This is a genomic window from Streptomyces violascens, from assembly GCF_014649955.1.
GTDB lineage: Bacteria > Actinomycetota > Actinomycetes > Streptomycetales > Streptomycetaceae > Streptomyces > Streptomyces violascens.
In genome coordinates, this window is the sequence record NZ_BMUA01000050.1 from 1 (window position 1) to 25,529 (window position 25,529).

Consider the following 25,529-nt stretch of genomic DNA (forward strand, 5'->3'; position numbering starts at 1 on the left):
CGGCCCCGGAGGCCGGAAGCTCCGTTGCGGAGCCAACGAAAACGGTAATGGGGGGGGGGCTGGATGCGGTCGGCTTTTGGCTGCGGGCCGGTGGGTGGCTGGTCGCGCAGTTCCCCGCGCCCCTGGCAGGGCTGGCCTTGGCAGGGTGCCCGAGCAGGCATCCCCGGCCTGTCACCCGTCACGGACGTCAGCCCATATCCAGCCCGTCCGGCGTTTGAGGACGAGCGCCCTCAAGGCGCGAACGGGGTGTGGGGCGCAGCCCCAGGAGCCGACCGCTGGGCCGCAGCCGAATGACATCCCCCGGAGGGTCTCGGGAAGGGGCGGGGGAGGGCTCAGCGTGACGGAGTGATGCGTCCCCTCACCTCGCCCAGTCCCACCCGCACCCCGTGCGCCCCCGGCGCCCACGCCGTCAGGGTTACCTCGTCGCCGTCCTCCAGGAACGCCCGCTTGCCGGTCGGCAGCTCCAGCGGCTCCGTGCCGTTCCAGGTGAGTTCGAGGAGCGAGCCGCGCTGGTCGCGCTCGGGGCCGCTGACCGTGCCCGAGCCGTACACGTCCCCGGTACGCAGCGACGCGCCGTTCACCGTCATGTGGGCCAGCTGCTGTGCCGCCGTCCAGTACATCGAGGCGAACGGGGGCTCGGCCACGACCGTGCCGTTGATCGACACCGTGATCCGGAGGTCGAACCCGCCCGGGACCTCCTCCGCGGAGTCGTCCAGGTAGGGGAGGAGGGGGAAGTCGCGGGCCGGGGGAGAGACCCTGGCCGCCGCGAGGGCCTCCAGCGGGGTCACCCACGCCGACACCGACGTCGCGAAGGACTTGCCCAGGAACGGGCCCAGCGGTACGTACTCCCAGGCCTGGATGTCCCGCGCCGACCAGTCGTTCAGGAGGAACAGGCCGAATACGTGGTCGTCGAAGCCTCCTACTCCGACGCGCGAGCCCAGTGACGAAGGGGTGCCCACTACGAAGCCCACCTCTGCTTCGATGTCCAGCTTCACCGAGGGGCCGAAGACGGGAGCGGCATCCGACGGGGCCTTGCGCTGGCCCTGGGGGCGGGCCACCTCCGTGCCCGAGACCACGATCGTGCCGGAGCGGCCGTGGTAACCGATCGGCAGGTGCTTCCAGTTGGGGGTCAGGGCCGCGCCGTCGGGGCGGAAGATCTGGCCCACGTTCGTGGCGTGGTGCTCGCTCGCGTAGAAGTCGACGTAGTCGGCGACCTCGTACGGCAGATGCAGCTCGACATCGGAGAGCGGGTGCAGCAGGGGCTCGACGACCGGGCGGTGGGCGGGCACCGTCACCCAGGCGGTCAGCGCCCGGCGCACGTCGCGCCAGGCCGTGCGCCCCGCCGCGAGCAGTGGGTTGAGGCTCGGCTTGGCGAGGAGCGCCGCGTACGGGGAGCCCAGCGCGTGCGCCGCCGCCCCCGCGTCCAGGACGTGGTCGCCGATGCGGACGCCAACCCTCCGGTCGGCCGGACGGTCCGGCGTGGAGAAGACGCCGTACGGGAGATTGTGCGGGCCGAAGGGGTCGCCCTCGGCCAGTTCGAGCGGGCTCTGCTCGGACATCGGTGCCTGCCTCGCTTTCCACGGTTTGTGGGTCACACGTTACGTCGGCGGTGCGCGGGGCGGCAGTGCCTAAAGAGTTCGTAATGTCCGGAAATTCCGCCTCCGGAAGCGGTCATTCCCCCTTAGCGTCTCTGCTCGGGGCACGTCAGGCGAGGGGGCCGCGCGTCCCGCGGGGCTGTGGGGGCTCTCTGTCCCGAGGGGGGACTGGTGGCGGGCAGTAGCGTGCTGTTCAGGGCGGACCGGGACGTACCGGGACTGATCGTGAAGTTCGGGAACTATCCGTTGCATCACGGAGGAGTCGGCGCCATCCGCAGTCTGGGCAGACTCGGGGTGCCGATGTACGCGATCACCGAGGACCGCTGGACTCCCGCGGCCCACTCCCGCTACCTGGAGCGCGCCTTCGCCTGGCCGACGACCGGCGCCGAGGAGCCGGCCGCGCTGGTGGACGGGCTGCTCGGGATCGGCCGGCGGATCGGGCGGCCGGCCGTGCTCATCCCGACCGACGAAGAGGCCGCGGTGCTGATCGCCGAGCACCAGAAGGAGCTCGCCGAGCTCTTCCTCTTCCCGTCCGTGGCACCGGAGTTACCCCGGCGGCTCGCCAGCAAGCAGGGCCTGCACGAGCTGTGCGTGGAGCACGGGGTGCCGTCCCCGGCGGCCGCCTTTCCCGAGACGTACGCCGATGTCGAGGACTTCGCACGGCACGCGCGCTTTCCGGTGGTGGCCAAGAACCGGGAGGCCTTCGTGCGGCGGCGCAGGCCGGCCGTGCCCGGCACCACCCGGATCGAGGACCGTGCGCACCTGCTCGCGCTGGCCCGCGGCTGGGGCGAGCAGCCCGGCGTGATCCTCCAGGAGTACCTGCCGCGCGAGCAGGCCGAGGACTGGATCGTGCACGCGTACTTCGACGAGAACTCCACCCCGCTCGCGCTGTTCACCGGAGTGAAGGTGCGGTCCTGGCCGCCGCACGCGGGGATGACGGCGAACGCGTACGTCGTCGACAACCCCGAACTGGCAGCCCTGGCCGAGCAGTTCGTCAAACGGATCGGCTTCACCGGCATCGTCGACCTCGACCTGCGTTTCGACCGCCGCGACGGCCGCTACAAGCTCCTGGACTTCAACCCGCGCATGGGCGCCCAGTTCCGGCTCTTCGAGAACGAGGCGGGCGTCGACGTCGTCCGCGCCCAGCACCTCCACCTCACCGGCCGCCGGGTCCCGGAGGGCGAACAGCGGGCCGGGCACCGCTATGTCGTCGAGAACATCGACCTGGCCGCGCTGCTCGCCTACCGGCGCAGCGGATACACCACGCCCCATGCGCCCGAACGCCCCACCGGCACCGAATACGCGTGGGTCGCCGGGGACGACCTCAGACCCTTCTTCACGATGATGGCCCGATTCGTGGGCCCCGGTGCACAACATCTGTACCGGCTCTGGCGGAGCTCCCGCCGCGCGGTGACGAAGTAAATTCAGCGTCAACTCACCTGATCCGTACGGCTGTTGAGACCGTGCGCGAGAGTGAGTCACATTCCGAGAAGGGGACTGCGAGTGAGCACTGCGACACGTCCGGTGGCGGTCATCGGGGCGGGGCCGTTCGGCCTGTCCGCCGCCGCCCATCTGCGCGCCCGGGGCATACCGGTCCGCGTCTTCGGCTCGCCGATGGTGAGCTGGCGGGAGCACATGCCGGCGGGCATGATCCTCAAGTCGACGCCGGTCGCCTCCAGCATCGACGCGCCGCAGCGGGGGTACGGGCTGCTCGACTTCTGCGCGGACACCGGGGTGCGGCGGCTCGAATCGGACTGGGACCTGATCCCGGTGGAGTCCTTCGCGGCGTACGGACAGTGGTTCGCCGAGAGGCTCTTCCCCGATCTGGAGCAGGTCAGGGTGGTGTCGGTGGACCGGGTGCCCGGCGGGCACTTCGCGCTCAAGCTGGACTCCGGCGAGAGCTTCGAGGCGCGGGCCGTCGTGGTGGCGACCGGGCTCTCGGGCCTGGCCCGGCTGCCGCGCGAACTGGCCGCGGCGGTTCCCGACGGCCCCTCGGCCACCGGCCCCGTCTCGCACGCCGCCCAGCACCACGACCTGTCCGGGTTCGCGGGGCGTGAGGTGCTGGTGATCGGGGCGGGCCAGTCCGCCCTGGAGAACGCGGTGCTGATGGCCGAGGCGGGGGCTCGCGTACGGATCGTGGCGCGTGGCGCGGGGGCCGTGCGGTTCGGGGCGGCCCCCGACCAGCAGCCCCGCTTCACCCCCAACTCGCCCTTCGGCAGGGCGTGGTCGCTGCACGCCTTCTCGTACCACGCGACCCACTTCCGCCGTCTGCCGGCGCCGGCCCGCCACTATCTGGTCCGCAATGTGCTGGGGCCCCTGGGGGCGTGGTGGCTGCGGGACCGGTTCACCGGGCGGGTGGCGGTGACGGACGGGCGGCGGATCGTGCGGGCCCGGGTCGAGGGGGGCCGGCCCGTGCTCACCCTGAGCGGCGGGTCGGGGCGGGAGCTGTCGGCGGACCATGTGATGGCGGCGACGGGCTATCGCATGGACGTGGCCGCGCTCGACTTCCTGGGGCATGGGCTGCGCACCCAGCTCTCCACTTCGCGGGGGGCGCCGGTGCTGGACGCGGGGTACCAGTCGACGGTGCGGGGGCTTTACTTCACCGGGCTTCCGGCCGCGTCGTCGTTCGGGCCGGTGATGCGGTTCGTGTGCGGCACGGAGTACGCGTCGCCGCGGCTGGCGGCGTCGGTGGCAGCGGGCTGAATTTCCCCCACCCCGCCCCTTCCCGAGACCCTCCGGGGGATGTCATTCGGCTGCGGGGGGGGAAGGAGGAGGGTGGTCGGCTTTTGGCTGCGGGCCGGTGGGTGGCTGGTCGCGCAGTTCCCCGCGCCCCCTGGCAGGGCTGGCCTTGGCAGGGTGCCCGAGCAGGCATCCCCGGACTGTCGCCCGTCACGGACGTCAGCCCATATCCAGCCCGTCCGGCGTTTGAGGACGAGCGCCCTTCAGGCGCGAACGGGGTCTGGGGCGGAGCCCCAGGAGCCGACCACCGGGCCGCAGCCGAATGACATCCCCCGGAGGGTCTAGGGAAGGGGCGGGGTGGGGAAGTCACCCCGCGTCCCGGGGCACGCGGCGTTCCCACGTCCGGTGGAACACCACCTCACCCCCCTCCCGGCACACCACTTCGTCAGAGGTGATGAAATCCGCCGCATCGCACGCGATCTCCGAGCGCGTGTCGATCGTCACGTCCCACGCCAACTCCGGCCGGTGCAACCGCAGATGCCAGTCCGAGCGGGTCCGGGCGGACAGCGGGTCGGACTCGTCGATCGTGTACGTCTCCTTCGCGTCCTCCGTGAATTCGAGCCCGTCCGGGTACACCCGTGTGCCCCCGTACCGCGGATCCACCTCCAGGCGCCACTCGCCCTTCGCCACGTCGCGTACGACCAGGCGCTCGGGGCGCGGCTCGTCCAGCGGGGCCGGGTACGAGACGCCCAGGGGCTCGGACTGCTCGGGGTCGGCGAAGGCGATGGTGTCGTCCGACGTGCGCTCTCTGAGCGGGAGTTGGAGGGAGGAGCCCGCCGGGTCGAGGGTGAAGCCCACCGAGTCGGCCTGCGGCCAGATCCACGGCCAGTACGCGGAGGAGACGGCCAGCCGGATGCGGTGGCCCGGCGGGAAGGTGTGCCCGATGCCGTTCAGGGAGAACACCACGTCCTCCGTCCTGCCCAGCGGCCATGGCTCCGCCCGGTCGCGTCCGTGCCGCGCGGACAGGTTCAGCACCCCCCGCGTCACCAGCGTCGACGAGCCGTCCGGGGCCACGTCGCAGAGGCGGGCGATCGCCTGGCCGTACGGGACGTCCATGCGCAGGCGGAGGGTGACCTCGGGGCGGCCCAGGATTTCCAGGGGGCCCGAGTCCGCCGGTACCGGGAAGTCGAAGGCCGCCGAGTGGGCGTCCTCGGCGCGCTGGTCCGGGGGGAGGTCCGCGTCGTTGCCGAACGGGAAGAAGCGGCCCGCGTCCAGGCCCGTGTGCTGCGGCGAGCGCACCCGCACGGGGGCGCCCCGCAGGGCGTAGGAGACGAGTGTGACGTGGGGCGACGGCCAGGCCGGATCGCCCACCCAGCGGCCCGGGAGCTCCGCGTAGACCGTGGCCGGCGGGTGCGACTCGCTGATCCAGGAGCGCAGGAGCGGCTCCTTCATCACGCCCGTCTCCTCGCCCTTCAGATGGTGGTCCCACCAGCGCAGGGTCTCCTGGAGGAAGCCGATCGCCGGGCCAGGGGGGAGCCCGCGGTCCGGGTACTGGTGGGACCAGGGGCCGATCAGGCCGCGTACCCGGTCGGGCGGGAGGTGTTCCACCAGGCGAAGGACCGTGTCGCGGTACGGGTCGTGCCAGCCGCCCACCGCGAGGACGGCCGCGTCGATCGCGCCGTAGTCCTCACAGACGCTGCCGTGCTTCCAGTAGTCGTCCCGGGTCTGGTGGGCGAGCCAGGTGTGGATGAACGGCTTCACCGCTTCGAGGCGTTCAAGCCACATTTCTCGCCATTTTTCCCCGACGAACGCGGGGTCCGGCGGGCGCGAGACGAAGGCGAGCATGGTGGCCGCCCAGGCGTGCATGTCGACGGCGAGCACGGAGCCGCCCATGTAGTGCACGTCGTTGTCGTAGCGGTCGTCGGTCGAGCAGACGGTGACGATCGCCTTCAGCGGTTCGGGTGCGAGGGCGGCGATCTGGAGGCTGTTGAAGCCGCCCCACGAGATGCCGAACATGCCGACCTTGCCGGTGCACCAGGGCTGCCGCGCGAGCCAGTTGACGACCGCGACACCGTCGGCCAGCTCCGTCGCGTCGTACTCGTCACCCGGCAGGCCCTGGGAGCAGCCGTGTCCGCGCACGTCGACGCGGACCGAGGCGTAGCCGTGCCCCGCGTACCAGGGGTGGCGCTGCCAGTCGCGCGGCGCCGTCCAGTCGGTCAGGCGGTACGGGAGGTATTCGAGCAGCGCCGGAACGGGCTCCTCGGTGACCGGGCGCCAGACGCGCGCGTACAGCAACGTGCCGTCGGGCAGCGGGATCCGGACATCCTCGCGCTGCGTCTCGTACGGGAATTCGGTGCGGATGTGCATGGCGGCAACCTCAGTGGACGGGGTGCATGGTGCGCTTGAGCCAGGGGGCGGCGAGGATCACGGCGATGCCGACGGCCACCGCGATGGCGCCGTTCAGGCCGAAGTAGGCGGGGTTGGAGACCTTTCCGTACACCTTCACGGTCTGCGCCTGGATGCCGTTGGCGAGCGCGAGGGAGAGGAACCAGAGCGACATCGTCTGGCTGGCGAAGGCCTTCGGGGCGAGCTTGGTGGTGGCCGACATGCCGGAGGTTTCGAGCAGGATGTCGCCGAGTCCGAGCAGCAGGTACGAGCCGACGATCCACCAGGCCGCCATCTTGTACGCGTCCCCGCCGTGCCCGGCCGTCGGCAGGACCATCAGCAGGAAGGACAGGCCGCCCAGGATCACACCGAAGGCGATCTTGTTGGAGGCGTGCGGCTGGCGCGGGCCCATGCGGGCCCACGCGGCGGCCACCACCGGCGCGAGCGCCACCTCGAACGCGCCCAGCGCGGAGGCGTACCAGCTCGCCGGGAAGTGGAAGCCGAGGATGGTCGTCTCGGCGTTGGTCGAGGCGAGCAGCATCATCGTCGAGTACGCCTGGAACAGGATGAAGTTGAACGCCACCGAGGCCAGGAACAGGACCACGTAGGGCCTCAGACGGGCGCGTTCCTCGGCGGTCACGCGGGGGCTGGCGAACATCACCGCGAAGTAGACGGCCGGCGCGATCACCGAGATCAGCGTCAGCAGGTCGACGAAGCGGCCCATCGTCAGCCAGCCGCCCAGGGCGAGCAGCACGGCGAGCGCCGCGACGAGGAGCGCGCCGAGCACCATGAGGCGGACCGCGCGGCGCATGCCCTCGGGCGGCAGGGCGAATTCGGCCGCGTGCTTGCGTCCGGCCAGGTGGCGCCGGCCGAGGACGTACTGGATCAGGCCGAAGGTCATGCCGATCGCGGCCGCCGAGAAGCCCCAGTGCCAGCCCTTGTGGTCGCCGAGCCAGCCGGTGATCAGCGGGCCGGCGAAGGCGCCGACGTTGATGCCCATGTAGTAGAGCGCGAACCCGGCGTCGCGCCGGTCGTCGTCGGTGCGGTAGAGCTTGCCGACCATGGAGGCCACATTGGGCTTGAGCAGGCCGGTGCCCGCGCTGATCAGACCGAGCCCGGCCCAGGTCGTCGCGGGGGTGGGCACGGCCATCGCGTAGTGGCCGCAGGCGATGAGGATGCCGCCGTACAGGACCGCGCGGTACGAGCCGAGGATGCGGTCGGCGAGCCAGCCGCCGGCCACCGAGACCAGATAGACGAGCGTGCCGTAGGCGGCCGAGACGGAGGCGGCGGTGCCCGCGTCCATGCCCATGCCGTCGTTCGCGACGGAGTCGGCGAAGTACAGGACGAGGATCGCCTGCATCCCGAGGAACGAGAACCGCTCCCAGACCTCCAGGCCGGAGAGGGTGAGCAGGCCCCGGGGCTGACCGAAAAAGGCATGATCGTCCTGTGGGGGCGGCTGCTCCGCGGCCGGATCGTCGGGGGTTTCGGTCATCGTTCCGGACAAATGGTCCACTCCTGATCGTATGAGCTGATCAAGAACATACCGGGGTCTAGGGGACTGTGCGCGAGGGGTGACGGGAAGGCGCCCACGGTGATCGAACAGCGACCCGATACGCTGACTTGAGTGAAGGCAGCGACACATCGACAATCCGTGTGATCGTCAGCAGACAGGAGTACCCCTCGTGACCGTCGTCGGGCCGTTCGGGCTGAGCGTGCGGGACCAGGCACTTGAAGCCGATGTCCAGACCGGATTGGCGGCTGTCGAGGCGGGACTGCTCGATGCCACCAAGAGCGAGGTTCCGTTCATCACGGAGGCCGCGCAGCACCTCATCCGTGCAGGTGGCAAGCGATTCCGCCCGCTGATCGTGATGCTGGCCGCCCAGTTCGGCGATCCGTACGCGCCGGGCGTCGTGCCCTCCGCCGTGGTCGTCGAGCTCACGCACCTCGCGACGCTCTACCACGACGACGTGATGGACGAGGCCGATGTGCGGCGCGGCGTGGACAGCGCCAACACCCGCTGGGGCAACTCCGTCGCGGTTCTCACGGGTGATTTTCTCTTCGCGCGCGCCTCGCACATACTGGCGGATCTCGGTCCGGAGGCCGTACGGATTCAGGCCGAGGCGTTCGAACGGCTCGTCACCGGCCAGATCCTGGAGACCGCGGGCCCCCGCGACGGGCGCGACCCGGTCGACCACTACCTCGACGTGCTGTCCGGCAAGACGGGCTCGCTCGTCGCGGTCTCCGGCCGGTTCGGCGCGATGATGTCCGGCGCCGACGAGACGGTCGTCGACATCCTCACGCAGTACGGCGAGCGCCTGGGCACCGCCTTCCAGCTCGCCGACGACGTCCTGGACATCGCCAGCGACTCGCACGAGTCCGGCAAGACCCCGGGCACCGATCTGCGCGAGGGCATCCCGACGCTGCCCGTGCTGCACCTGCGGGCGCAGGCCGCCCAGTACGGCCGCCCGGACGACCTGGAGCTCGTGGCGCTGCTCGACGGCGACCTCAGCGACGACGCCCGGCACGCGGAGGCGCTGCGCCGGCTGCGCGTCCACCCGGCTCTTGAGCAGGCGCGCAGGGACACCGTCCGGTACGCGGAGGAGGCGCGGGCCACGCTCGCGCCGCTGCCCTCCGGGTACGCGAAGTCCGCGCTGGAAGAGCTCTGCGACGCGGTCGTGCACCGCGCGGGCTGACCGGCCGGCGAGAGTCGTCAGTAGCCGGAGCCGCCTCCCGAGCTGCTGCCGGTGTCGCTCGTCACGGCCTTCGCGCCGGTCGGCGTCGCCGCGAACCAGATGCCGCCGATGCCCTGGCCGTACGCCTCGTGCGGCTCGTCGTCCTTGGCGTACCGGTAGAGCGGCCACCCCGCGAGGGTGAGCTGTCTGGTGCCGTCGTTGCGGGTGACCGAGCCGACCAGGGACTTGTCGATGCCCTTCACCGTGACGTTGCCGGTCGCGGGGGCGGGCGGCCACTGGGCGGCGCAGGTGCCGTAGCAGTTCGACCTGGGCGTCGGCTTCGCGGTGTCCTTGTCGAAGCGGTAGAGCACGAACCCCTTGCCGTCGACGACCACCGTGCCGACCTTGTCGACCTTCGCGGTGGAGAGGGTGCCGGCGGCGGGCTGGGCCGTGCTGCCGCTGGTGGAGGGGCTGGTGGTGGAAGTCGATCCACCGGAGCCGGAGTTACTGCTTCCGCTTCCGCATCCACTGACGGCGAGCGCGAGGGCGAAGACCCCGGCCGTCGCGCCGACCGCGATGCGCTGATTCCTGAGCATGGCGAACCCCCTTGGTAGGGCTTCAGCAGGGCTTGACGGGTGCCGCTTGCTCTCATCCAGAGGTACGGATCCGGCCGCCCCGGCGCTCACTTCGAGCCACGAATTCTGCGACTCGGGCGACCCGGGCGATTCGGCAGGGAGGCCGGACCCGCCGCCGACCCCTACTGGACGGGCTAATCGTCTCGGGGTTCTGTCATCCCAGAGAGGTACGTGAGGTTGCTCCCGGGGGCTGACGCGCCGGGGCGGTCATTTTGGTCAGATTGGAAGCACCACTCCTGACCAATTCGGGTGAGAATGGCGGCGCGGGGTGGAACTGAGCACGACGGACGGACGCCGCCGACCACGGAGGTAGGGCACACATGGCACCGAACGACAGCGCACAGGCCACCGACGAGGCCAGGGACCTCGGCGCGGGCCGCCGGAAGGCGGCGCGCTATCTCGTCCCGGTCGGGGTGGCGGGGGTTGCGGCGGCGACCATCGGGCTGGTCCCGGCGCTCGCCGCTTCCGGTGACCCCAGTCTGCCGAAGATCAGCGCGCAGCAGCTCATCGAGAAGATGGCCGCGTCGGACACGCAGCAGCTCTCCGGCACGATGAAGATCACGACCGACCTGGGCCTGCCCGGCCTGGGCAGCCTCGGCTCGTTCGCCCCCAAGGGCGGCGGCTCGGACAAGTCGGCGTCCCCCGACGCGAAGCTCACCGAGCTCGCCTCGGGCACGCACACCCTGCGCGTCGCGGCCGACGGCCCGGACCGCCAGAAGGTGTCGATCCTGGAGGACGCGGCCGAGTACAGCCTGATCCACAACGGCAACGACGTCTGGGCGTACGACAGCGGCTCCAACCAGGTCTTCCACTCCAAGAAGTCCGCGGCGGACGCGGCAGAGGGCCACGGCAGGAAGACCCCGGACGCGGGCATGCCGACCACGCCGAAGGCGCTGGCCGACGAGTTCCTGAAGAACGTCGACCCGACCACCGCGGTGTCGGTCGACGGCACGTCCCAGGTGGCCGGGCGCGATGCGTACCAGCTCCTGATCAAGCCGAAGCAGTCCGGCTCGACGATCGGCTCGGTCCGCATAGCGGTGGACGCCAAGACGGGTGTGCCGCTGAAGTTCACGCTCTCGCCGAGCGCGGGCGGCAAGGCCGTGGTCGACGCGGGCTTCACCAAGGTCGACTTCTCGAAGCCGTCGGCGGACACCTTCAAGTTCAGCCCGCCCAAGGGCGCCAAGGTCACCGAGGACGACGGCAAGCAGAAGCGGACGTCCCGGCCCGAGCAGAGCCTGCCCGGCGGCCTCGGCGCCTTCGGCGACGCCAAGAACGCCAAGAACACCAAGGTGATCGGCAAGGGCTGGACCGCCATCGCCGAGCTCGACACCGGCGGCAAGGGCATGCCGAAGGCGGACAACACCAAGGGCGGCGGCGACGCCCAGAAGTTCCTGGACTCCCTCGGCGACAAGGTCTCCGGAAAGTTCGGCACGGGCACGGTCTTCAAGACCCGCCTGGTGAACGCCCTGATCACGGACAACGGCAAGGTGTACGTGGGCGCGGTGACGAAGGACGCACTGGTCGACGCCGCGAACTCGGCCAAGTAGCAAGACAGTTGGGGGAGGGTGTCACCCTCCCCCAACTGAATTCAGCCTCTCCGGCGTTTGAGGAGCGGGGGTCCGGGGGCGGCGCCCCCGGGAACGGACCTCGGCCCATCCCCAACCCCCGGAGGCCACACGCGGCGGAGCCGCACAATGTCACAGCGGGAAGGGGCGCGGTGGGGAACGAATCGGCGGCCATCGAGACGCACGGCCTGACCAAGCGATACCGCGGCGGCCAGCTGGCCGTGAACAGGCTCGACCTCACCGTCCCCCGCGGCAGCGTCTTCGGATTCCTCGGCCCGAACGGCTCGGGCAAAACCACCACCATCCGCATGCTGATGGGCCTCATAGACCCGACCGACGGCACCGCGCACGTCCTCGGCAGAGCCATGCCGAGAGCCGCCCGCACCGTGCTCCCCAGGGTGGGCGCCCTGATCGAGGGCCCCGCCCTGTACGGCTTCCTGTCCGGCCGGGACAACCTGCTGCGGTACGACGCCGCCGATCCCACCGCCGATCCGCGCACCCGCACCGCCCGGGTGACGGCCGCCCTGGACCGGGTGGGCCTCACGGCGGCGGCGGGCAAGAAGGCGCGGGCGTACTCGCTGGGCATGAAGCAGCGCCTGGGCCTGGCGGCGGCGCTGCTCCAGCGCCGGGAACTGCTCGTCCTGGACGAGCCGACCAACGGCCTCGACCCGCAGGGCATGCGCGAAATCCGGGCCCTGATCAGAGAGCTGGCCGAGGACGGGACGACCGTCTTCCTCTCCTCGCACCTCCTCGACGAGATCGAGCAGGTCTGCTCGCACGCGGCTGTGATGAACCAGGGCCGGCTCGTCGTGCAGGGCGAGGTGGCCGAGCTCGCCGCGAACGCGCGCGGCCGGCTCGTGGTGACCACCCCGGACACCGGGGCGGCGGCCCGCCTCCTGAAGGAGCGCGGGATCGCCGACGTAACGGTGGCGGACGAGAACCGCGTAACAGCGGAACTGCCGCCAGAGGGCACAGAGTTGGCCGAGATCAACGCCGGGCTGGTGCAGGCCGGGGTGCGAGTGCGGGGCTTCGCGGCCGAGCGGGCCTCCCTGGAGGACGCCTTTGTCGCGCTGACCGGGGAGGGCTTCGATGTCGCGGGCTGAGGTCGTGGACGTAGCGCACGAGAATCCGGAGCCCGGTCCCGAGCGGAACCCGAGCGTCCTGTGGTCGCTCGGTCTGTTCCGCTCCGAGCTGGTCACGGTGCTGCGCCGCTGGCGCACGCTCGCACTGCTGGGGGTGCTGGCCGCCGTGCCGGTCCTGATCGGCATCGCGGTGAAGATCCAGACCGGCGACGGCGGGGGAGGACGGGGCGGCGGTGGCGGAGACGGCCCCGCCTTCGTCACGCAGATCACCAACAACGGTCTCTTCCTCGTCTTCGCGGCCCTCGCGGCCACCCTGCCGGTGTTCCTGCCGATGGCGGTCGGGGTGGTGGCGGGTGACGCGGTCGCCGGGGAGGCCAACTCCGGCACCCTGCGCTATCTGCTCGTCGCCCCGGCGGGCCGTACCCGGCTGCTTCTCGCCAAATACGCCTCGGTGCTCGCGTTCTGCCTGATAGCCACGCTCGCGGTGGCGGCGTCCGCGCTCGCCGTCGGTGCGCTGCTCTTCCCGCTCGGCGACGTCACGACGATCTCCGGCACGCAGATCTCCTTCGCGGACGGGCTGCTGCGGGCCGTCGCGGTCGCCGGGGTGGTGGCGGCCTCGCTGTCCGGGATCGCCGCGCTCGGGCTGTTCGTCTCGACGCTGACCAACAGCGGGATCGCCGCGATGGCCACGACCGTCGGGCTGCTGATCACGGTCCAGATCCTGGGCCAGATACCGCAGCTGTCCGCGATCGCGCCGTACCTCTTCCCGCACTACTGGCTGTCCTTCGCGGACGTTCTGCGCGAGCCCGTCTACTGGGACCAGCTCGTGAAGAACTTCGAGCTCCAGGCCCTGTACGTCGCGGTCTTCGGCTCGGCGGCCTGGGCCCGCTTCACGACGAGGGACATCACGGCGTGACATCCCAAAAAGGCCATTGAACGTCCGAACCAGGACGCACAGTGTCCAGAACGGGACGTGAAGTGTCCGGAACGGACCGGTCGTGCGAGCCGACCCCCGTGACGGCTCGACACGACACGTTCCGTTTCCTGCGTCATTGTTGGAGTCGTACGCCCGACTGTCAATCCGGTTCGGGCCGTGCTCGTAGAGTGAGGGCATGATCACCCCGTCCGTTTCCGACCCGAGCCCCAGGCGCCGCAGCGAGAAATCGCGCAGCGCGACGCTGTCGGCCGCGCTCGAACTGTGTGCGGAGAACGGATACGGAAAGGTCACCATCGAGGCCATCGCGGCCCGGGCGGGAGTCAGCAAGAAGACGATCTACCGCTGGTGGTCGACGAAGGGCGCGATCCTGCTCGACGCGGTGACCGAGCTGGTGGCCAGCGGTTCACCGCTGCCCGACACCGGTGACATCGAAGCCGATCTGCGCACCCACATCGGAAGCCTGGTGCGGCTGTTCACCTCGCCGGTGATAGGGCCTGCGTACACCGGCATTCTCGCCGAACTGCTGCACGACGAGCGGCTCGCCAGGGCGGTCAACGACGAACTCGTCATCCCGCGCGTCGCGCTGGTCTACCAGCGCATGCGGGGCGCCCAGGAGCAGGGCCAACTGCCCCCGGACGCCGATCTTCCGCTGGCCGTGGAGATGATGTACGGCCCGCTCTACTACCGCCACGCGCTGGGGCGGTCGTACCCCGACGAGCAGCGGATCGAGACCCTTGTGGCCCATGTCATGCGCGCGCTGCGGACTCCGGCACCGAGCTGAAGAAGGTCTTGGCGCGGGCGGCCGCCTGAGTGTCGTCCGCGATTTCGCCGGGCCGGACGGCGCTGCCGAGCAGCACCCCGCCCCAGTCCATCCCCATGTACGCGGCCGAGTTCCGCAGGGTCCCCACCAGGGGGTCGGCCTGCGAGTGGTCCTCGCCGGCGAGTGCGGTCACACCCCACAGGGTGCGGCCCGCCATGCGCTGCTTGAAGTCGAGCCCGGGGGTGTAGAGCCAGTTCACCCAGTGGTCGAGGTAGTGCTTGACGGGGGTGGAGACGCTGTACCAGTACAGCGGTGAGGCGATCACCAGGTCGGTGGCGGCCAGCGTCGCCTCCAGGAGCGTCGCCGCGTTCCCGGTGGGGGCGGCCTGGGCGCGGTTCTCGGTGTGGCGCAGGTCGCGGAACTCGGGGAGTTCGAGCTCGGCGAGGCTGAGCCAGCGGGCGGTGTCGCCCGCCGGGAGCTGCTCGGCGGCCTGCCGGGCGAGCGTCTCGGTGTTGCCGCCGCTGCGGGTGCTGCCGAGCAGGAAAAGGAAGTCGCGAGCCATGGTCCCCTCCGTATGTAACCCAAGAAAGCATGCGTGTGCATTCTATGCACACGCATGCATCTCGTGGGGGCCCGGTACGGGACGGGCCGGCGAAGTCAGGAGGTGGGCGTCCGGCCGCCGTTCGCCGTTCCGGCGGAGGCGGGCACGGTGTGCGTCACGACGACGGGGTCCCGGCGGCCAGTTGCCAGAGCGCGTACGCGATGGCGTCGCTGTTGTGGTCCAGGGCCGTGTCGTCGATGTTGGCGCTCGTGTCGCAGGAGGCGTGGTAGCAGGCGTCGAACTCCTTGCCCGCCGAGCCGCCCCACTTCTGCGCCTGGGCCGCCGTCTTGGTGTAGTCGGCGCCCGAGAAGAGGCCGCCCACGGGGATGCCCGCGTTCTTGAACGGGGCGTGGTCGGAGCGGCCGTCGCCCTCCGTCTCGATCTCGGTCGGCAGGGAGAGGGTGGCGAAGTAGTCCTTGAAGACCTTCTCCAGGGTGGGATCGTCGTCGTAGACGAAGTAGCCCGGGTTCGGCGAGCCGATCATGTCGAAGTTCAGATACCCGGAGATCTTCGAACGGTCGTCGGCGGCAAGCGAGTTGACGTAGTGCTGGGATCCGACCATGCCCAGCTCCTCGGCGCCCCACCAGGCGAACCGCAGGTGCTTGTCGGGCTTGAGCTGGGCCCGCGAGACCGCGAGCGCGGTCTCCAGGATGCCGGCCGAGCCGGATCCGTTGTCGTTGATGCCGGGGCCCTCGGTGACCGAGTCGAGGTGCGCGCCCGCCATGACGGTCCGGGAGGTGTCGCCGCCCGGCCAGTCGGCGATCAGGTTGTAGCCGGTGGCTCCGGACGAGCTGAACTGCTGGACGGAGGTGGTGAATCCGGCCGCGTCCAGCTTGCCCTTCACGTAGTCGAGCGAGGCCTTGTAGCCGGAGCGGCCGTGGGCGCGGTTGCCGCCGTTGGCCTTGGCTATCTGCTGGAACTGGGTGAGGTGCGCCTTGACGTTGGCGACGGGTATGTCGGGTGCCGAGACCGCCGTGGGAGCGGGGGTGGCCGGTGCGGCAGGGGCGGCCGGGGCTGCATGGACGGTCGGCGCGAGCAGGCCGACGGCTAGGGCGGCGGCGGCGAGCGCCGCGACCGCGACCGGGGTGTGCCGGGAGTGGGAGCTGTGCATGGGGGGCTCCGTGTTCCATGTGGGGGGATGGGACGGAAACGTGAGCCCGATGGTCAAGGAGGGGTACAGGAGGCGTCAAGAACGTAAATCGGCCAGAGGTGTTCGGATTCCGGACGCGGAGGAGGCGCGGGGGTCGAAGAGGCCCCACTCGGTCCCACTCAGTCTCGCTTGGCTCCACTCGGCCCCACTTGGACCTGCCCTGGCTCCAACTGGAGCCAAAAGAAGGGCAGTTGAGTGGACGGGGATCGAAAGCCGGGGCCTTGGTGGACCCGGCCGGCTCTAGTGGACGCAGAACTCGTTGCCCTCGGGGTCGGTCATCACCATGAACTCCCCTCCGGCTTCCTTCACTTGGCGCAGCACGCTCGCCCCGAGCCCGGCCAGGCGGTCGACCTCGGCCTCCCGGGTTCCGGGCGCCGAGTGGACGTCGATGTGCAGCCGGTTCTTCACCGTCTTCGGCTCGGGCACCCGCTGGAACAGGATGCGCCGGCCGAGCCCCGTACCGCTCTCGGGGTCGTAGGAATCGTCCGGGTGCCGGACGGCGACCAGATCCCGAAAGGCGATCCGGCCGCCGTGTTCCAGGGTGATCTCGGGGCCGATCGCGCCGGCCGAGCGCAGCCGGTTGATCAGCACGCTGTTGTCCTCGACCGCATAGCCGAGGGCGGCGGCCCAGAAGTCGGCCTGGGCGTGCGGGTCGGCGGCGTCGACGACGAGTTTCCAGTGCAGGGTCATGTGTTCGTTTATAGCCTGGCCACGGCGTCCCGTCCCGAATTGCGGGCGCCGTGGCCGGGCGGGTGCGGGTCAGCCCACTGCTGCTCCGGCGCGGAGCTCCAGCTCGTCGCCCGTGAAGGAGGACCGGAAGCGGCGGTCGTGCGAGACCACGACGACCGCGCCCGAGTAGTCGGCGAGGGCCTGTTCCACCTCCTCGACCAGTGCGAGCGACACGTGGTTCGTCGGCTCGTCCAGGACGAGGAGGTCGGCGGGGCGGGTCACCAGGCGGGCCAGTTCGAGCCGGCGCCGCTGCCCGACGGAGAGCGCGGCTACCGGCACGGCCAGGTCCTCCTCCCGGAACAGGCCGAGCGCGAGGAGTTCGTCGGCGTACTCCTCGGGGAGACCGGACCGTCCCTCGGCGTACGCACCGAGGAGGGGGAGGCGGCTCGGGGTGTGGCTCAACTCCTGCGGCAGATAACCGATGTGACGGCTCGTCCGACGCACATCGCCCTCCTCCGGTGCGAGGTCGCCGGCGAGGATGCGGAGCAGGGTGGTCTTGCCCGCGCCGTTGGGACCGGAGACGAGGAGGCGACGGCCCGGTGTGACGGTCAGGCCGGGTACGTCGAGGCGGCGGCCGACCTTCACCCCGGTCAGCTCGACGAGCGGGCCGTCGGGGGCGGCCTCCGCCGTAGTGAGACGGGCGTTGAAGCGCAGGGGCGGCGGCGGGGCCGTGACCGGCTTCCGCTCCAACCGGTCCAGGCGCGTCCTGGCCGACCTGACCTGCGCGGACAGCTTGGCCTCCGAGGAGCGGCGGTGCTTGCCGAAGCCCTGGCGGGGGTCCTTCCCGCCGGCGGCGAGCCGCTGCCCGGCGGCGTCGACCAGCTCCCGGGTGCGGGTCAGCTCCTCGCGCCACTCCTGGTGCGCCAGCTCCCGGCGGCGCCGCGCGGCGGCCCGGGCCGTACGGTATCCGGCCCAGCCGTCGCCGTACCGGACGACCGTACGCAGGTCCCGGTCCACCTCCAGGATCGTCGTCGAGACGCGTTCGAGGAAGGCGCGGTCGTGGGTGACGACCACCAAGGTGCCCCGGTGGGCCAGGAGTTGCTCCGCGAGCCAGTCGGTGGCCTGGCGGTCCAGGTGGTTCGTCGGCTCGTCGAGCAGCAGCAGTTCGGGGGCGGCGGCCAGGACGCAGGCCAGCGCCAGGCGGGACTGCTCCCCGCCGGAGAGCGAGCCGAGTGCGCGGTCGCGGGTCACGTGGGCGAGGCCGAGGGCGTGCAGGGCGGCGTCGGTGCGGGCATCCGCACGGTAGCCGTCCCGTTCTTCGTGCGCCGTCAACAGGTCGCCGTAGGCGGCGAGTTGGGCTTCGTCGGCGTCGGCGAGGTGCGACTCCGCCGCGCTGATGGCGGCTTCGAGGGTACGCAGCTCTGCCAGCGCGTGGTCCACGGCGTCCTGGACGGTGCGCTCGGGGGAGAGGGCCAGGGTCTGGGCGAGGTGGGCGGTGCCGCCGGGGAAGACGGCGGTCACCTCGCCGGTGTCCGGTTGCTCGGCTCCGGCGAGCAGGCGCAGCAGGGTCGACTTGCCGGAGCCGTTCTCGCCGATGACGGCGGCTTTCTCGCCGGGGCGGATGGTGAGGGAGATGTCTTCCAGCACGGGGCGGTCTCCGTATGCCTTGGAGACGGCGGTCAGGGCGAGCTGGGAGGGGCTGGTGTGGGCGCGGGGGCGCATGGTTGTTCCCTGGGGTACTCGGGGCTTCTTCCTGGCGGAGGGCAGCGCGGTGTCGCGGCGCGGCGGGGGTTTGTCTTTGCACCCCTGCGGGCCGCTTGGGCGCGGTGCGGGTCAGCGGAAGAAGTAGTACGAGTACATGGGGTTCACCGTAGCGGCGGTGGGTCGCCGGGTCCCCCGATTTTCCGGGTGCCCCGGGGGGCGCCGGCCGGGCGCCGGACGGCTCAGCTCCTGGGGCCGCGCCCCAGACCCGGGGGGTTCGCCCACCCGCCCGCCCGTGCGGGGCGTCGAGAAGTTCGAGCCCTGGGGGCCGCGCCCCCAGCCCCCCCCTTGCGGGGGCTCTGCCCCCTGCACCCCCGAGGAGCTCGCCCGCCCTCCCGCCCGTGACGGGGGTTGGATGGGCTGAACCCTGGGGCTGCGCCCCAGACCCCGGCGGGGACTCCGTCCCCTGCACCCCTCCCGGGAGCCGTCCCCCGCACCCCCGCTCCGGGGGCTCCGCCCCCGCACCCCCGTTCGCGCCTTAAGGGCGCTCGTCCTCAATCGCCGGACGGGCTGGAGTTGGGCTGACGTCCGTGATCGCCTGACGGCAGGAATGCCCGCATGGCCACCCCACCAGGGCAACCCGGCGTAGGGGCGTGGGGAACGGCGCGGTCAGTCATCCACGGTCCGCGGTCGACGGACGTGTCGGGGGTGCCTCCCGCCTGCCGGGTGTGCCCGCACGGGGCGCTGTTAGGGGCGCGGGGAACTGCGCGGTCAGCCATTCACGGTCCGCGGCCGATAGACGTGTCGGGGGCGCTTCCGACAGGCGGGTATGCCCGCAGCCGGTGCTGCCAGGGGCGTGGGGAACTGCGCGAGCGCCCCCCCCGCCGCAGCCGAACCGCCGCCCGCCCCCCCTGAGCCGCCCACCCCCACCAGCCCAACCAGCCCACCCCCCCCGGCGTTTGAGGAGCCAGGGTTCGGGGGTGGAGCTCCGAGGGGTAAGGGGTTACGGGAGGGCGTGGCCCACCGTTGCGTCCACGTGGGGTGGGATCTCGTCATGACGGTCGCCCACCGTCAGCGTCCCCGTCGGCTCGAAGAGCAGAATCGATGCGCCCGCCCCCGACGACGGCTTGTGCTCCGTGCCGCGCGGTACCACGAACACCGCCCCCTGGGGCAGCACCACCTCCCGCTCCCCACCCCCGTCCCGCAGCGCGATCCTCAGCTCGCCCTCCAGCACCAGGAAGAACTCGTCCGTGTCATCGTGCGCATGCCACACATGCTCGCCCGCCACCTTCGCGATGCGGACGTCGTAGTCGTTCACCCGGGCCACGATCCGAGGGCTCCACAGCGCCTCGAACGCCGAGAACGCGGCCGAAAGAACAACAGGCTCGACAGTCATGCCTTGATCAGTCATGTCCTCATCGTCGCCATGGCGCCCCGGCCCCGCGAGTGCTAGGAATCGCACATGCCGCAACGATCCTCGCACCATCGCGCCGAAGGCTCCCGACGGCCCGACCCCGCCGATCCGCACCGCGTCGTCGTGATCGTCGACGAGGGGTCCAACCCCTTCGAACTCGGCGTCGCCACCGAGCTGTTCGGGCTGCGGCGGCCCGAGCTCGGCCTGCCCGGGCACGGCTGGTACGACTTCACGCTCGCCGCGGCCGCGCCCACCGTACGGATGCACAACGGCCTGTTCACGCTGTCCGGGGTCGCCGACCTCCGCGCGGTCGACTCCGCCGACACCCTCATCGTGCCCAACCGGCCCGACCCGCTGACCGCCCCCGCCCCGGCCGTCCTCGACGCCGTGCGGAGTGCGGCCGACCGGGGTGCGCGGCTGGTCAGTTTCTGCACGGGGGCCTTCACCCTGGCCGCCGCCGGGGTGCTCGACGGGCGCCGGGCCACCACTCACTGGCGCTGGGCAGGGGCCTTCGCCGAGCGGTACCCCGGCGTTCTGCTCCAGCCCGATGTGCTGTTCGTGAACGACGGAGACGTCCACACCTCCGCCGGCAGCGCGGCCTCGCTCGATCTCGGGCTGCAGCTCATCCGGGCCGATCACGGCGCCGAGATCGCCAACGCCGTGAGCCGGCGGCTCGTCTTCGCGGCCCACCGGGACGGCGGGCAGCGCCAGTTCGTGGAGCGGCCCGTCCCCGCCGTGCCCGACACCTCGCTGGGCGGCGTGCTCGCCTGGGCGCAGGAACGCCTCGACCAGCCGCTCGGCGTCGCCGACCTCGCGCACCGCGCCTCGATCAGCCCGGCCACCCTGCACCGCAGGTTCCAGGAGCAGCTCGGCACCACCCCGCTTGCCTGGCTCACCGCGGAACGGGTCGCCCTCGCCTGCCGCCTCATCGAACGCGGCGAGCCCGGCCTCGACCGAGTGGCCCGGCTCAGCGGGCTCGGCACGACCGCCAATCTCCGCGCCCGGCTCCGACGCGAGACGGGACTCAGCCCCTCCGCGTACCGCAGCAGATTCGCGGCCCGGGCCCCGAGGGACTAGGACCCCTGCGCCTCCGGCGTCCTCGGCTCCCGCTGGGCCGGCGGGATCAGCCCGTGCGCCCTCGGCGTCCCCGGCACGCTCGTGATCGCCGAGGCCAGCGCCTTGCGGGCGGCGCGGGCCGTGCGCAGGGCGTCCCACGTCAGGATCGTCAGGGCCAGCCACACCAGCGCGAAGCCCGCCCAGCGCTCCGGCGGCATCGCCTCGTGGAAGTACACGATGCCGAGCAGGAACTGGAAGACCGGGGCCAGGTACTGGAGGAGGCCGAGGGTCGAGAGCGGGACCCGGATCGCCGCTCCGCCGAAGCAGATCAGGGGGATGGCCGTCACGACGCCCGTCGCGGCGAGGAGCGCCGCGTGGCCCGGGCCCTCGGACCCGAACGTGGCCCGCCCCTGGCCGCTCAGCCACAGCAGGTAGGCCAGCGCGGGCAGGAACTGCACGGCGGTCTCCGCGGCCAGCGATTCCAGGCCGCCGAGGTTCACCTTCTTCTTGACCAGGCCGTACGTCGCGAACGAGAACGCCAGCGTCAGCGAGATCCACGGCGGCCGCCCGTAGCCCACCGTCAGGACCACCACGGCCGCGGCCCCGATCCCGACCGCGATCCACTGGGGCCGCCGCAGCCGCTCCTTCAGGATCAGCACGCCCATCGCGATGGTGACGAGCGGGTTGATGAAGTAGCCGAGCGACGCCTCCACCACGTGACCGGAGTTGACCGACCAGATGTAGACGCCCCAGTTGACCGTGATCACGACGGCGGCCACGGCTATCAGGCCGAGCCTGCGCGGCTGGCGCACCAGCTCACCGATCCACGCCCAGCGCCGCATCACGAGCAGCACCACGACGACGAGCGCCAGGGACCACACCATGCGGTGGGCCAGGATCTCGATGGCGTCGGCGGGCTTGAGGAGCGGCCAGAACAGGGGGACGAGCCCCCACATTCCGTACGCGCCGATCCCGTAAAGCAGTCCGGTCCGTTGTTGTCCCGCCGACACCTTGGCCACTGGCCCTCCCTGCGCGCGCTCGATCCCACGGAAGGCGATCCCATAGAAGGCGATCCCACCGAAGGCAGAAGGTAGCGCCCGAGCGGCCGCGGTGTCATGTCCGTTCCGCGATACGGTCCTGACGGTGCTTGTTACGCGGTGAGCGCCGCACGCACCGTCGCCGCCAGAGGCGTCGTCGGGCGGCCGATCAGGCGGGTCAGGTCGCCCGAGGTGCCGGCCAGGCGGCCCCGCTCGATGGCGTGGTCGACGTCGACCAGGATCTCCGCGAAGGCGGCGGGGAGACCCGCACCGGTCAGGACGGCGAGGTGGGCCTCGGGGGCGACGGAGGTGTACGCGACCGGCTTGCCGGAGGCGGCCGAGACCTCGGCCGCGTACTCGGCCAGCGACCACGCCACGTCGCCGCTCAGCTCGTACGCCTTGCCCAGGTGGCCCTCGCCGGTCAGCACCGCGGCCGCGGCCGCCGCGTAGTCCGCGCGGGCCGCCGAGGCGATGCGGCCCTCGCCCGCGTTGGAGACGACCGCGCCGTGCTCCAGGACCGGGGCGAGGTTGGCCGTGTAGTTCTCGGTGTACCAGCCGTTGCGCAGGAACGTGTACGGCAGCCCCGAGTCGAGGATCAGCTGCTCGGTGGCCTTGTGCTCGTCGGCGAGCGCGAAGTCGGCGTCGGGGCCGCCGAGGATGCCGGTGTAGGCGAGCTGGGCCACGCCCGCGGCCTTCGCGGCCTCGATCACCGCGGTGTGCTGCGGCACCCGCCGGCCGACCTCGCTGCCCGAGATGAGCAGCACCCGGTCGCCGGCCCGGAAGGCCCCGGCCAGGGTGGCGGGCTCGCTGTAGTCGGCCACGCGCAGCTCCACGCCCCGCGCCGCGAGGTCGGCGGCCTTCTCCTTGTTGCGTACGACGGCGGCGATCTCGCTCGCCGGGACCCGCGCGAGCAGCTCGTCGACGACGAGACGGCCGAGTGCTCCGGTGGCTCCAGTGACGACGATGCTCATGGGAAAGCTCCTAAAAGGGGAGGTGAAGGGGTATTTCCCTGCTTCGGTATCCACCCTACGGATTGCGCTAACCTTTCGTAAGTACCCACTTTGAAGTAAGGTACTGATATGGGTGTAAGTGAGAGGGAGGCCTGGGCCAAGCGCGAGGCCATGTGTCCGCACCGGCTCGTCCTGGAGCACGTCACCAGCCGGTGGGGCGTCCTCGTCCTGGACGCGCTGCTCGACCGCTCGTACCGCTTCAGCGAGCTGCGGCGCCAGATCGGCAGGGTGAACAAGGTCAGCGAGAAGATGCTCGCCCAGACCCTTCAGACGCTGGAGCGCGACGGCTTCGTGCACCGGGACGCCAAGCCGGTGATCCCGCCCCGCGTCGACTACTCGATCACCCCGCTCGGCCGCGAGGCCGCCGAGCAGGTGCGGGCGCTTGCCCGCTGGACCGACGTGCGGATGGACGACGTGGAGCGGGCGCGGGCCGCCTATGACGCGGCGCGCGAGTCAACGTCCTTGTAGATCAGTCGAGCTGGCCTGTTGATCAGTCGGGTTGGGGCTCGTGGCCCGCCTCCAGGGAGTGCAGGGCGCGCGACACGTCGAAGGGCAGGATCGTCACCGCCACCGACGGCAGGTGTTCCAGGGCCTTCGCCATCTCCTCGGCCGTGCCCCGGTGAAGCAGCTTGCCCAGCGCGTTGGTGTAGAGGCGCCGGGGGACCAGGACGGTCAGCGAGGTCGAGCCGTCCTCGGTGGTGCGGCCGGCCAGTTCCACCATGGCGTGCCGCAGCCGCCGGTCGGGGCACTCGACCAGCTCCAGCGGCACCGAGGTCGCGGCCGTCTCCTCCCAGGACGCCGCGAGCCTGCGCGCGTGCGCCTCGTCGATCGCGAAGTGGACGGCCCTGATCTCGTCGGGCCGCACCTCGTGCGCGTACCGCAGAGCCTTGATGGTCGCCAGGTCCAGCGTCTCGACGAGGACGAACACCAAGTGCCGCCGGGCGTGCGGCCGGTCGGCGCCGGGCTCCTGGATGGCGGTGAGCGCGGCGGCCTCGCGCCGGTATTCACGGTTGATCCGGGTCAGCGCCCACACCCCGAGCGGGAACACCACGACCACCAGCCAGGCGCCCTCCGTGAACTTGGTGACGGCGAAGATCAGGACGACCGCCGCCGAGACCACGGCCGCAAGGGCGTTGACGCCGATCTTCAGTCGGCGGTGCCGTTCTCGGCGCCTGAAGTGGTACGCGGTGAGCCCGGCCCCGGCCATCGTGAACGCCGTGAACACCCCGATCGCGTACAGCGCCACCAGCTTGTCCACGCTCGCCCGCGTCACAAGGAGCAGGGCCATCGCCACGAAGGTGAGCGCGATGATCCCGTTGGAGAAGGCCAGGCGATGGCCCCGGCGGGTCAACTGCCGTGGCAGGAACCGGTCTTCGGCCACGAAGCTGGCCAGGAACGGGAAGCCGGTGAAGGGGGTGTTGGCGCCCGTGTAGAGGACCAGTGCCGTCGCCAGCTGGACGAACACCAGACCCGCCGTCCCCAGCACCCCGCCGCCGAAGGCGAAATGGGCCTCCTGCGCGATCACGGTCGGGGTGCCGTCGCGGTACGGGACCGCGTGCGTGAAGTGGGCGAGCGTCGAGACGCCGAGGACCAGGATGCCCAGCACGCAGCTCATCGTGACGAGGGTGCGCCGCGCGTTGCGGCCCTGCGGTTCGCGGAACGCCGAGATGCCGTTGGAGATCGCCTCCAGGCCGGTCAGCGAGGAGCCGCCGTTGGCGAAGGCGCGCAGCACGATGAACAGCGAGGCCCCGTACAGCCAGCCGTTCTCCGGGGTGCCGACCGGGATCACGCCCGCCGCGTGCAGATCGGCCCGGGGCAGCCCGCCGGTCAGGCCGCGTACGGCGGAGACCGCGAGCACCAGTCCGACGGCCGCCATGAACAGGTACGCGGGCAGCGCGAAGAGCCGCCCCGCCTCGCGCACCCCGCGCAGATTTCCGTACGCGAGGAAGAGAATCACCCCGGCGGAGATGGGGAGTTGGAGGTGGTCCATGGCGGTCGGGCCGCCGCCGACGAGATGCGCGAGGGAGATGATCGCGTTGGTGCCGGCCGAGACCTGGACGGCGACGGTCACGATGTAGTCGACCAGCAGCGCGACCGCCGCGATCTGCGCGATCGTCGGGCCGAAGTTCTCGCGGGCCACGACGTAGGAACCGCCGGCCCGGGTGTAGATCATGACGACGTCGCTGTAGCAGAGCGTCAGCAGGAGCAGGACGAGCAGGATCGCCCCGGTCACCGGCATGAGCAGGGAGAACGCGGCGGCCCCCGCCACCGGGACCAGGACCCGGAGCATCTCCTCGGAGCCGTACGCGGACGAGCTGATGCAGTCCGAGGCGAGCACGCCGAGCGCCGTGCGGTTGTCCAGCTTCTCCTCACTGACCCGCTCGGTGGTGAGGGGCTTGCCGAGCAGGCGTCGCTTGACGCGGTACGCGAGACGGTCCATCCCCCTATGAGAACGGGTGCCCGGCCCGGGGTCCATGCAGACTCCCCGGCCGGGCACCCGGCTCTCATGCCGCTGGTTCAGCCGATGACGGTCCAGGTGTCCTTGCCGGCGAGCAGGGTGGCGAGGTCGCCCTTGCCGTTC

The 25,529-nt window shown here is 71.4% G+C and carries 20 protein-coding genes and 1 pseudogene; 9 read left to right on the forward strand and 12 right to left on the reverse strand.

Annotated features, from left to right (window positions below):
- Window positions 1-332 precede the first annotated feature (332 nt).
- Window positions 333-1,559, reverse strand: coding sequence for a fumarylacetoacetase (gene fahA / locus IE206_RS40740; RefSeq protein ID WP_189971586.1), 1,227 nt, complete (start codon window positions 1,557-1,559; stop codon window positions 333-335).
- 222 nt (window positions 1,560-1,781) lie between these two features.
- Between fahA and IE206_RS40745 the strand changes: the two genes are divergently transcribed.
- Both IE206_RS40745 and IE206_RS40750 read left to right on the forward strand, forming a co-directional pair.
- Window positions 1,782-3,017 carry a carboxylate--amine ligase gene (locus IE206_RS40745; protein ID WP_189971617.1) on the forward strand — a complete coding sequence of 412 codons (1,236 nt, stop codon included), beginning with the start codon at window positions 1,782-1,784 and terminating at the stop codon, window positions 3,015-3,017.
- 81 nt (window positions 3,018-3,098) lie between these two features.
- A complete protein-coding gene (locus IE206_RS40750) occupies window positions 3,099-4,298 on the forward strand; it encodes an FAD-dependent oxidoreductase (protein ID WP_189971588.1) in 1,200 nt (399 codons plus the stop codon).
- Between the two features lie 342 nt (window positions 4,299-4,640).
- Here the strand turns inward: IE206_RS40750 and IE206_RS40755 are convergent, their stop codons facing one another.
- Window positions 4,641-6,641 carry a CocE/NonD family hydrolase gene (locus IE206_RS40755; protein WP_189971590.1) on the reverse strand — a complete coding sequence of 667 codons (2,001 nt, stop codon included), beginning with the start codon at window positions 6,639-6,641 and terminating at the stop codon, window positions 4,641-4,643.
- A gap of 10 nt (window positions 6,642-6,651) precedes the next feature.
- Window positions 6,652-8,151, reverse strand: coding sequence for a peptide MFS transporter (locus IE206_RS40760; protein WP_189971619.1), 1,500 nt, complete (start codon window positions 8,149-8,151; stop codon window positions 6,652-6,654).
- A gap of 190 nt (window positions 8,152-8,341) precedes the next feature.
- Between IE206_RS40760 and IE206_RS40765 the strand changes: the two genes are divergently transcribed.
- Complete coding sequence (locus IE206_RS40765) at window positions 8,342-9,352, forward strand: polyprenyl synthetase family protein (protein ID WP_189971592.1); 1,011 nt, start codon at window positions 8,342-8,344, stop codon at window positions 9,350-9,352.
- A gap of 17 nt (window positions 9,353-9,369) precedes the next feature.
- Here the strand turns inward: IE206_RS40765 and IE206_RS40770 are convergent, their stop codons facing one another.
- Window positions 9,370-9,927: a hypothetical protein gene (locus tag IE206_RS40770; protein WP_189971594.1), complete on the reverse strand. Its 558-nt coding sequence runs from the start codon at window positions 9,925-9,927 to the stop codon at window positions 9,370-9,372.
- Between the two features lie 359 nt (window positions 9,928-10,286).
- On the opposite strand from IE206_RS40770, the gene IE206_RS40775 reads away from it, so the two are divergent.
- The 4 genes from IE206_RS40775 to IE206_RS40790 all read left to right on the forward strand — a co-directional run bounded on the left by IE206_RS40775 (window position 10,287) and on the right by IE206_RS40790 (window position 14,331).
- Window positions 10,287-11,513 carry a LolA family protein gene (locus IE206_RS40775; RefSeq protein ID WP_189971596.1) on the forward strand — a complete coding sequence of 409 codons (1,227 nt, stop codon included), beginning with the start codon at window positions 10,287-10,289 and terminating at the stop codon, window positions 11,511-11,513.
- A gap of 170 nt (window positions 11,514-11,683) precedes the next feature.
- Entirely contained in the window at window positions 11,684-12,634 is a 951-nt protein-coding gene (locus IE206_RS40780; protein ID WP_226600113.1) for an ABC transporter ATP-binding protein, read from the forward strand.
- Window positions 12,621-13,529, forward strand: coding sequence for an ABC transporter permease (locus tag IE206_RS40785; protein ID WP_189971598.1), 909 nt, complete (start codon window positions 12,621-12,623; stop codon window positions 13,527-13,529). Before IE206_RS40780 ends, IE206_RS40785 begins: the two co-directional genes overlap by 14 nt.
- A 196-nt stretch (window positions 13,530-13,725) precedes the next feature.
- Window positions 13,726-14,331, forward strand: a complete 606-nt coding sequence (locus tag IE206_RS40790; protein WP_189971601.1) for a TetR/AcrR family transcriptional regulator — start codon at window positions 13,726-13,728, stop codon at window positions 14,329-14,331.
- Here IE206_RS40790 and IE206_RS40795 read toward each other — a convergent pair.
- The 5 genes and pseudogenes from IE206_RS40795 to IE206_RS40815 all read right to left on the reverse strand — a co-directional run bounded on the left by IE206_RS40795 (window position 14,297) and on the right by IE206_RS40815 (window position 19,827).
- A complete protein-coding gene (locus IE206_RS40795; protein ID WP_189971603.1) occupies window positions 14,297-14,872 on the reverse strand; it encodes a flavodoxin family protein in 576 nt (191 codons plus the stop codon). The two genes, IE206_RS40790 and IE206_RS40795, sit on opposite strands and share 35 nt — an antisense overlap.
- Window positions 14,873-15,038: 166 nt before the next feature.
- Window positions 15,039-16,022 (reverse strand): annotated as a pseudogene (locus IE206_RS40800) (M28 family metallopeptidase); the annotation flags it as partial.
- 279 nt (window positions 16,023-16,301) lie between these two features.
- Entirely contained in the window at window positions 16,302-16,751 is a 450-nt protein-coding gene (locus IE206_RS40805) for a VOC family protein (protein ID WP_189971607.1), read from the reverse strand.
- A gap of 69 nt (window positions 16,752-16,820) precedes the next feature.
- Window positions 16,821-18,452, reverse strand: coding sequence for a ribosomal protection-like ABC-F family protein (gene abc-f, locus IE206_RS40810; protein WP_189971609.1), 1,632 nt, complete (start codon window positions 18,450-18,452; stop codon window positions 16,821-16,823).
- Between the two features lie 982 nt (window positions 18,453-19,434).
- Window positions 19,435-19,827 carry a cupin domain-containing protein gene (locus tag IE206_RS40815; RefSeq protein ID WP_189971626.1) on the reverse strand — a complete coding sequence of 131 codons (393 nt, stop codon included), beginning with the start codon at window positions 19,825-19,827 and terminating at the stop codon, window positions 19,435-19,437.
- Window positions 19,828-19,893: 66 nt separating this feature from the next.
- On the opposite strand from IE206_RS40815, the gene IE206_RS40820 reads away from it, so the two are divergent.
- Window positions 19,894-20,922, forward strand: a complete 1,029-nt coding sequence (locus IE206_RS40820) for a helix-turn-helix domain-containing protein (protein ID WP_189971611.1) — start codon at window positions 19,894-19,896, stop codon at window positions 20,920-20,922.
- On the opposite strand, the gene rarD is transcribed toward IE206_RS40820, so the two are convergent.
- Entirely contained in the window at window positions 20,919-21,857 is a 939-nt protein-coding gene (gene rarD / locus IE206_RS40825; RefSeq protein ID WP_229853382.1) for an EamA family transporter RarD, read from the reverse strand. The two genes, IE206_RS40820 and rarD, sit on opposite strands and share 4 nt — an antisense overlap.
- A gap of 194 nt (window positions 21,858-22,051) precedes the next feature.
- Window positions 22,052-22,909 (reverse strand): SDR family oxidoreductase, encoded by an 858-nt coding sequence (locus IE206_RS40830; protein WP_189971613.1) that lies wholly within the window; start codon window positions 22,907-22,909, stop codon window positions 22,052-22,054.
- 108 nt (window positions 22,910-23,017) lie between these two features.
- On the opposite strand from IE206_RS40830, the gene IE206_RS40835 reads away from it, so the two are divergent.
- Window positions 23,018-23,416, forward strand: coding sequence for a winged helix-turn-helix transcriptional regulator (locus IE206_RS40835; RefSeq protein ID WP_189971614.1), 399 nt, complete (start codon window positions 23,018-23,020; stop codon window positions 23,414-23,416).
- 22 nt (window positions 23,417-23,438) lie between these two features.
- On the opposite strand, the gene IE206_RS40840 is transcribed toward IE206_RS40835, so the two are convergent.
- The gene (locus IE206_RS40840) at window positions 23,439-25,388 is read right to left on the reverse strand and encodes an APC family permease (protein WP_189971615.1); all 1,950 of its coding nucleotides are present in this window, start codon (window positions 25,386-25,388) and stop codon (window positions 23,439-23,441) included.
- Window positions 25,389-25,529: the final 141 nt, after the last annotated feature.

Coding starts and splice junctions, on each gene's coding strand:
- IE206_RS40795 (WP_189971603.1), bottom strand. CDS start 14,872: ATGGCTCGCGACTTCCTTTTCCTGCTCGGCAGCACCCGCAGCGGCGGC.
- IE206_RS40840 (WP_189971615.1), bottom strand. CDS start 25,388: ATGGACCGTCTCGCGTACCGCGTCAAGCGACGCCTGCTCGGCAAGCCC.
- IE206_RS40805 (WP_189971607.1), bottom strand. CDS start 16,751: ATGACCCTGCACTGGAAACTCGTCGTCGACGCCGCCGACCCGCACGCC.
- IE206_RS40785 (WP_189971598.1), top strand. CDS start 12,621: ATGTCGCGGGCTGAGGTCGTGGACGTAGCGCACGAGAATCCGGAGCCC.
- IE206_RS40760 (WP_189971619.1), bottom strand. CDS start 8,151: ATGACCGAAACCCCCGACGATCCGGCCGCGGAGCAGCCGCCCCCACAG.
- IE206_RS40830 (WP_189971613.1), bottom strand. CDS start 22,909: ATGAGCATCGTCGTCACTGGAGCCACCGGAGCACTCGGCCGTCTCGTC.
- IE206_RS40775 (WP_189971596.1), top strand. CDS start 10,287: ATGGCACCGAACGACAGCGCACAGGCCACCGACGAGGCCAGGGACCTC.
- rarD (WP_229853382.1), bottom strand. CDS start 21,857: ATGTGGGGGCTCGTCCCCCTGTTCTGGCCGCTCCTCAAGCCCGCCGAC.
- IE206_RS40790 (WP_189971601.1), top strand. CDS start 13,726: ATGATCACCCCGTCCGTTTCCGACCCGAGCCCCAGGCGCCGCAGCGAG.
- IE206_RS40820 (WP_189971611.1), top strand. CDS start 19,894: ATGCCGCAACGATCCTCGCACCATCGCGCCGAAGGCTCCCGACGGCCC.
- IE206_RS40770 (WP_189971594.1), bottom strand. CDS start 9,927: ATGCTCAGGAATCAGCGCATCGCGGTCGGCGCGACGGCCGGGGTCTTC.
- IE206_RS40755 (WP_189971590.1), bottom strand. CDS start 6,641: ATGCACATCCGCACCGAATTCCCGTACGAGACGCAGCGCGAGGATGTC.
- IE206_RS40815 (WP_189971626.1), bottom strand. CDS start 19,827: ATGACTGTCGAGCCTGTTGTTCTTTCGGCCGCGTTCTCGGCGTTCGAG.
- IE206_RS40835 (WP_189971614.1), top strand. CDS start 23,018: ATGGGTGTAAGTGAGAGGGAGGCCTGGGCCAAGCGCGAGGCCATGTGT.
- fahA (WP_189971586.1), bottom strand. CDS start 1,559: ATGTCCGAGCAGAGCCCGCTCGAACTGGCCGAGGGCGACCCCTTCGGC.
- abc-f (WP_189971609.1), bottom strand. CDS start 18,452: ATGCGCCCCCGCGCCCACACCAGCCCCTCCCAGCTCGCCCTGACCGCC.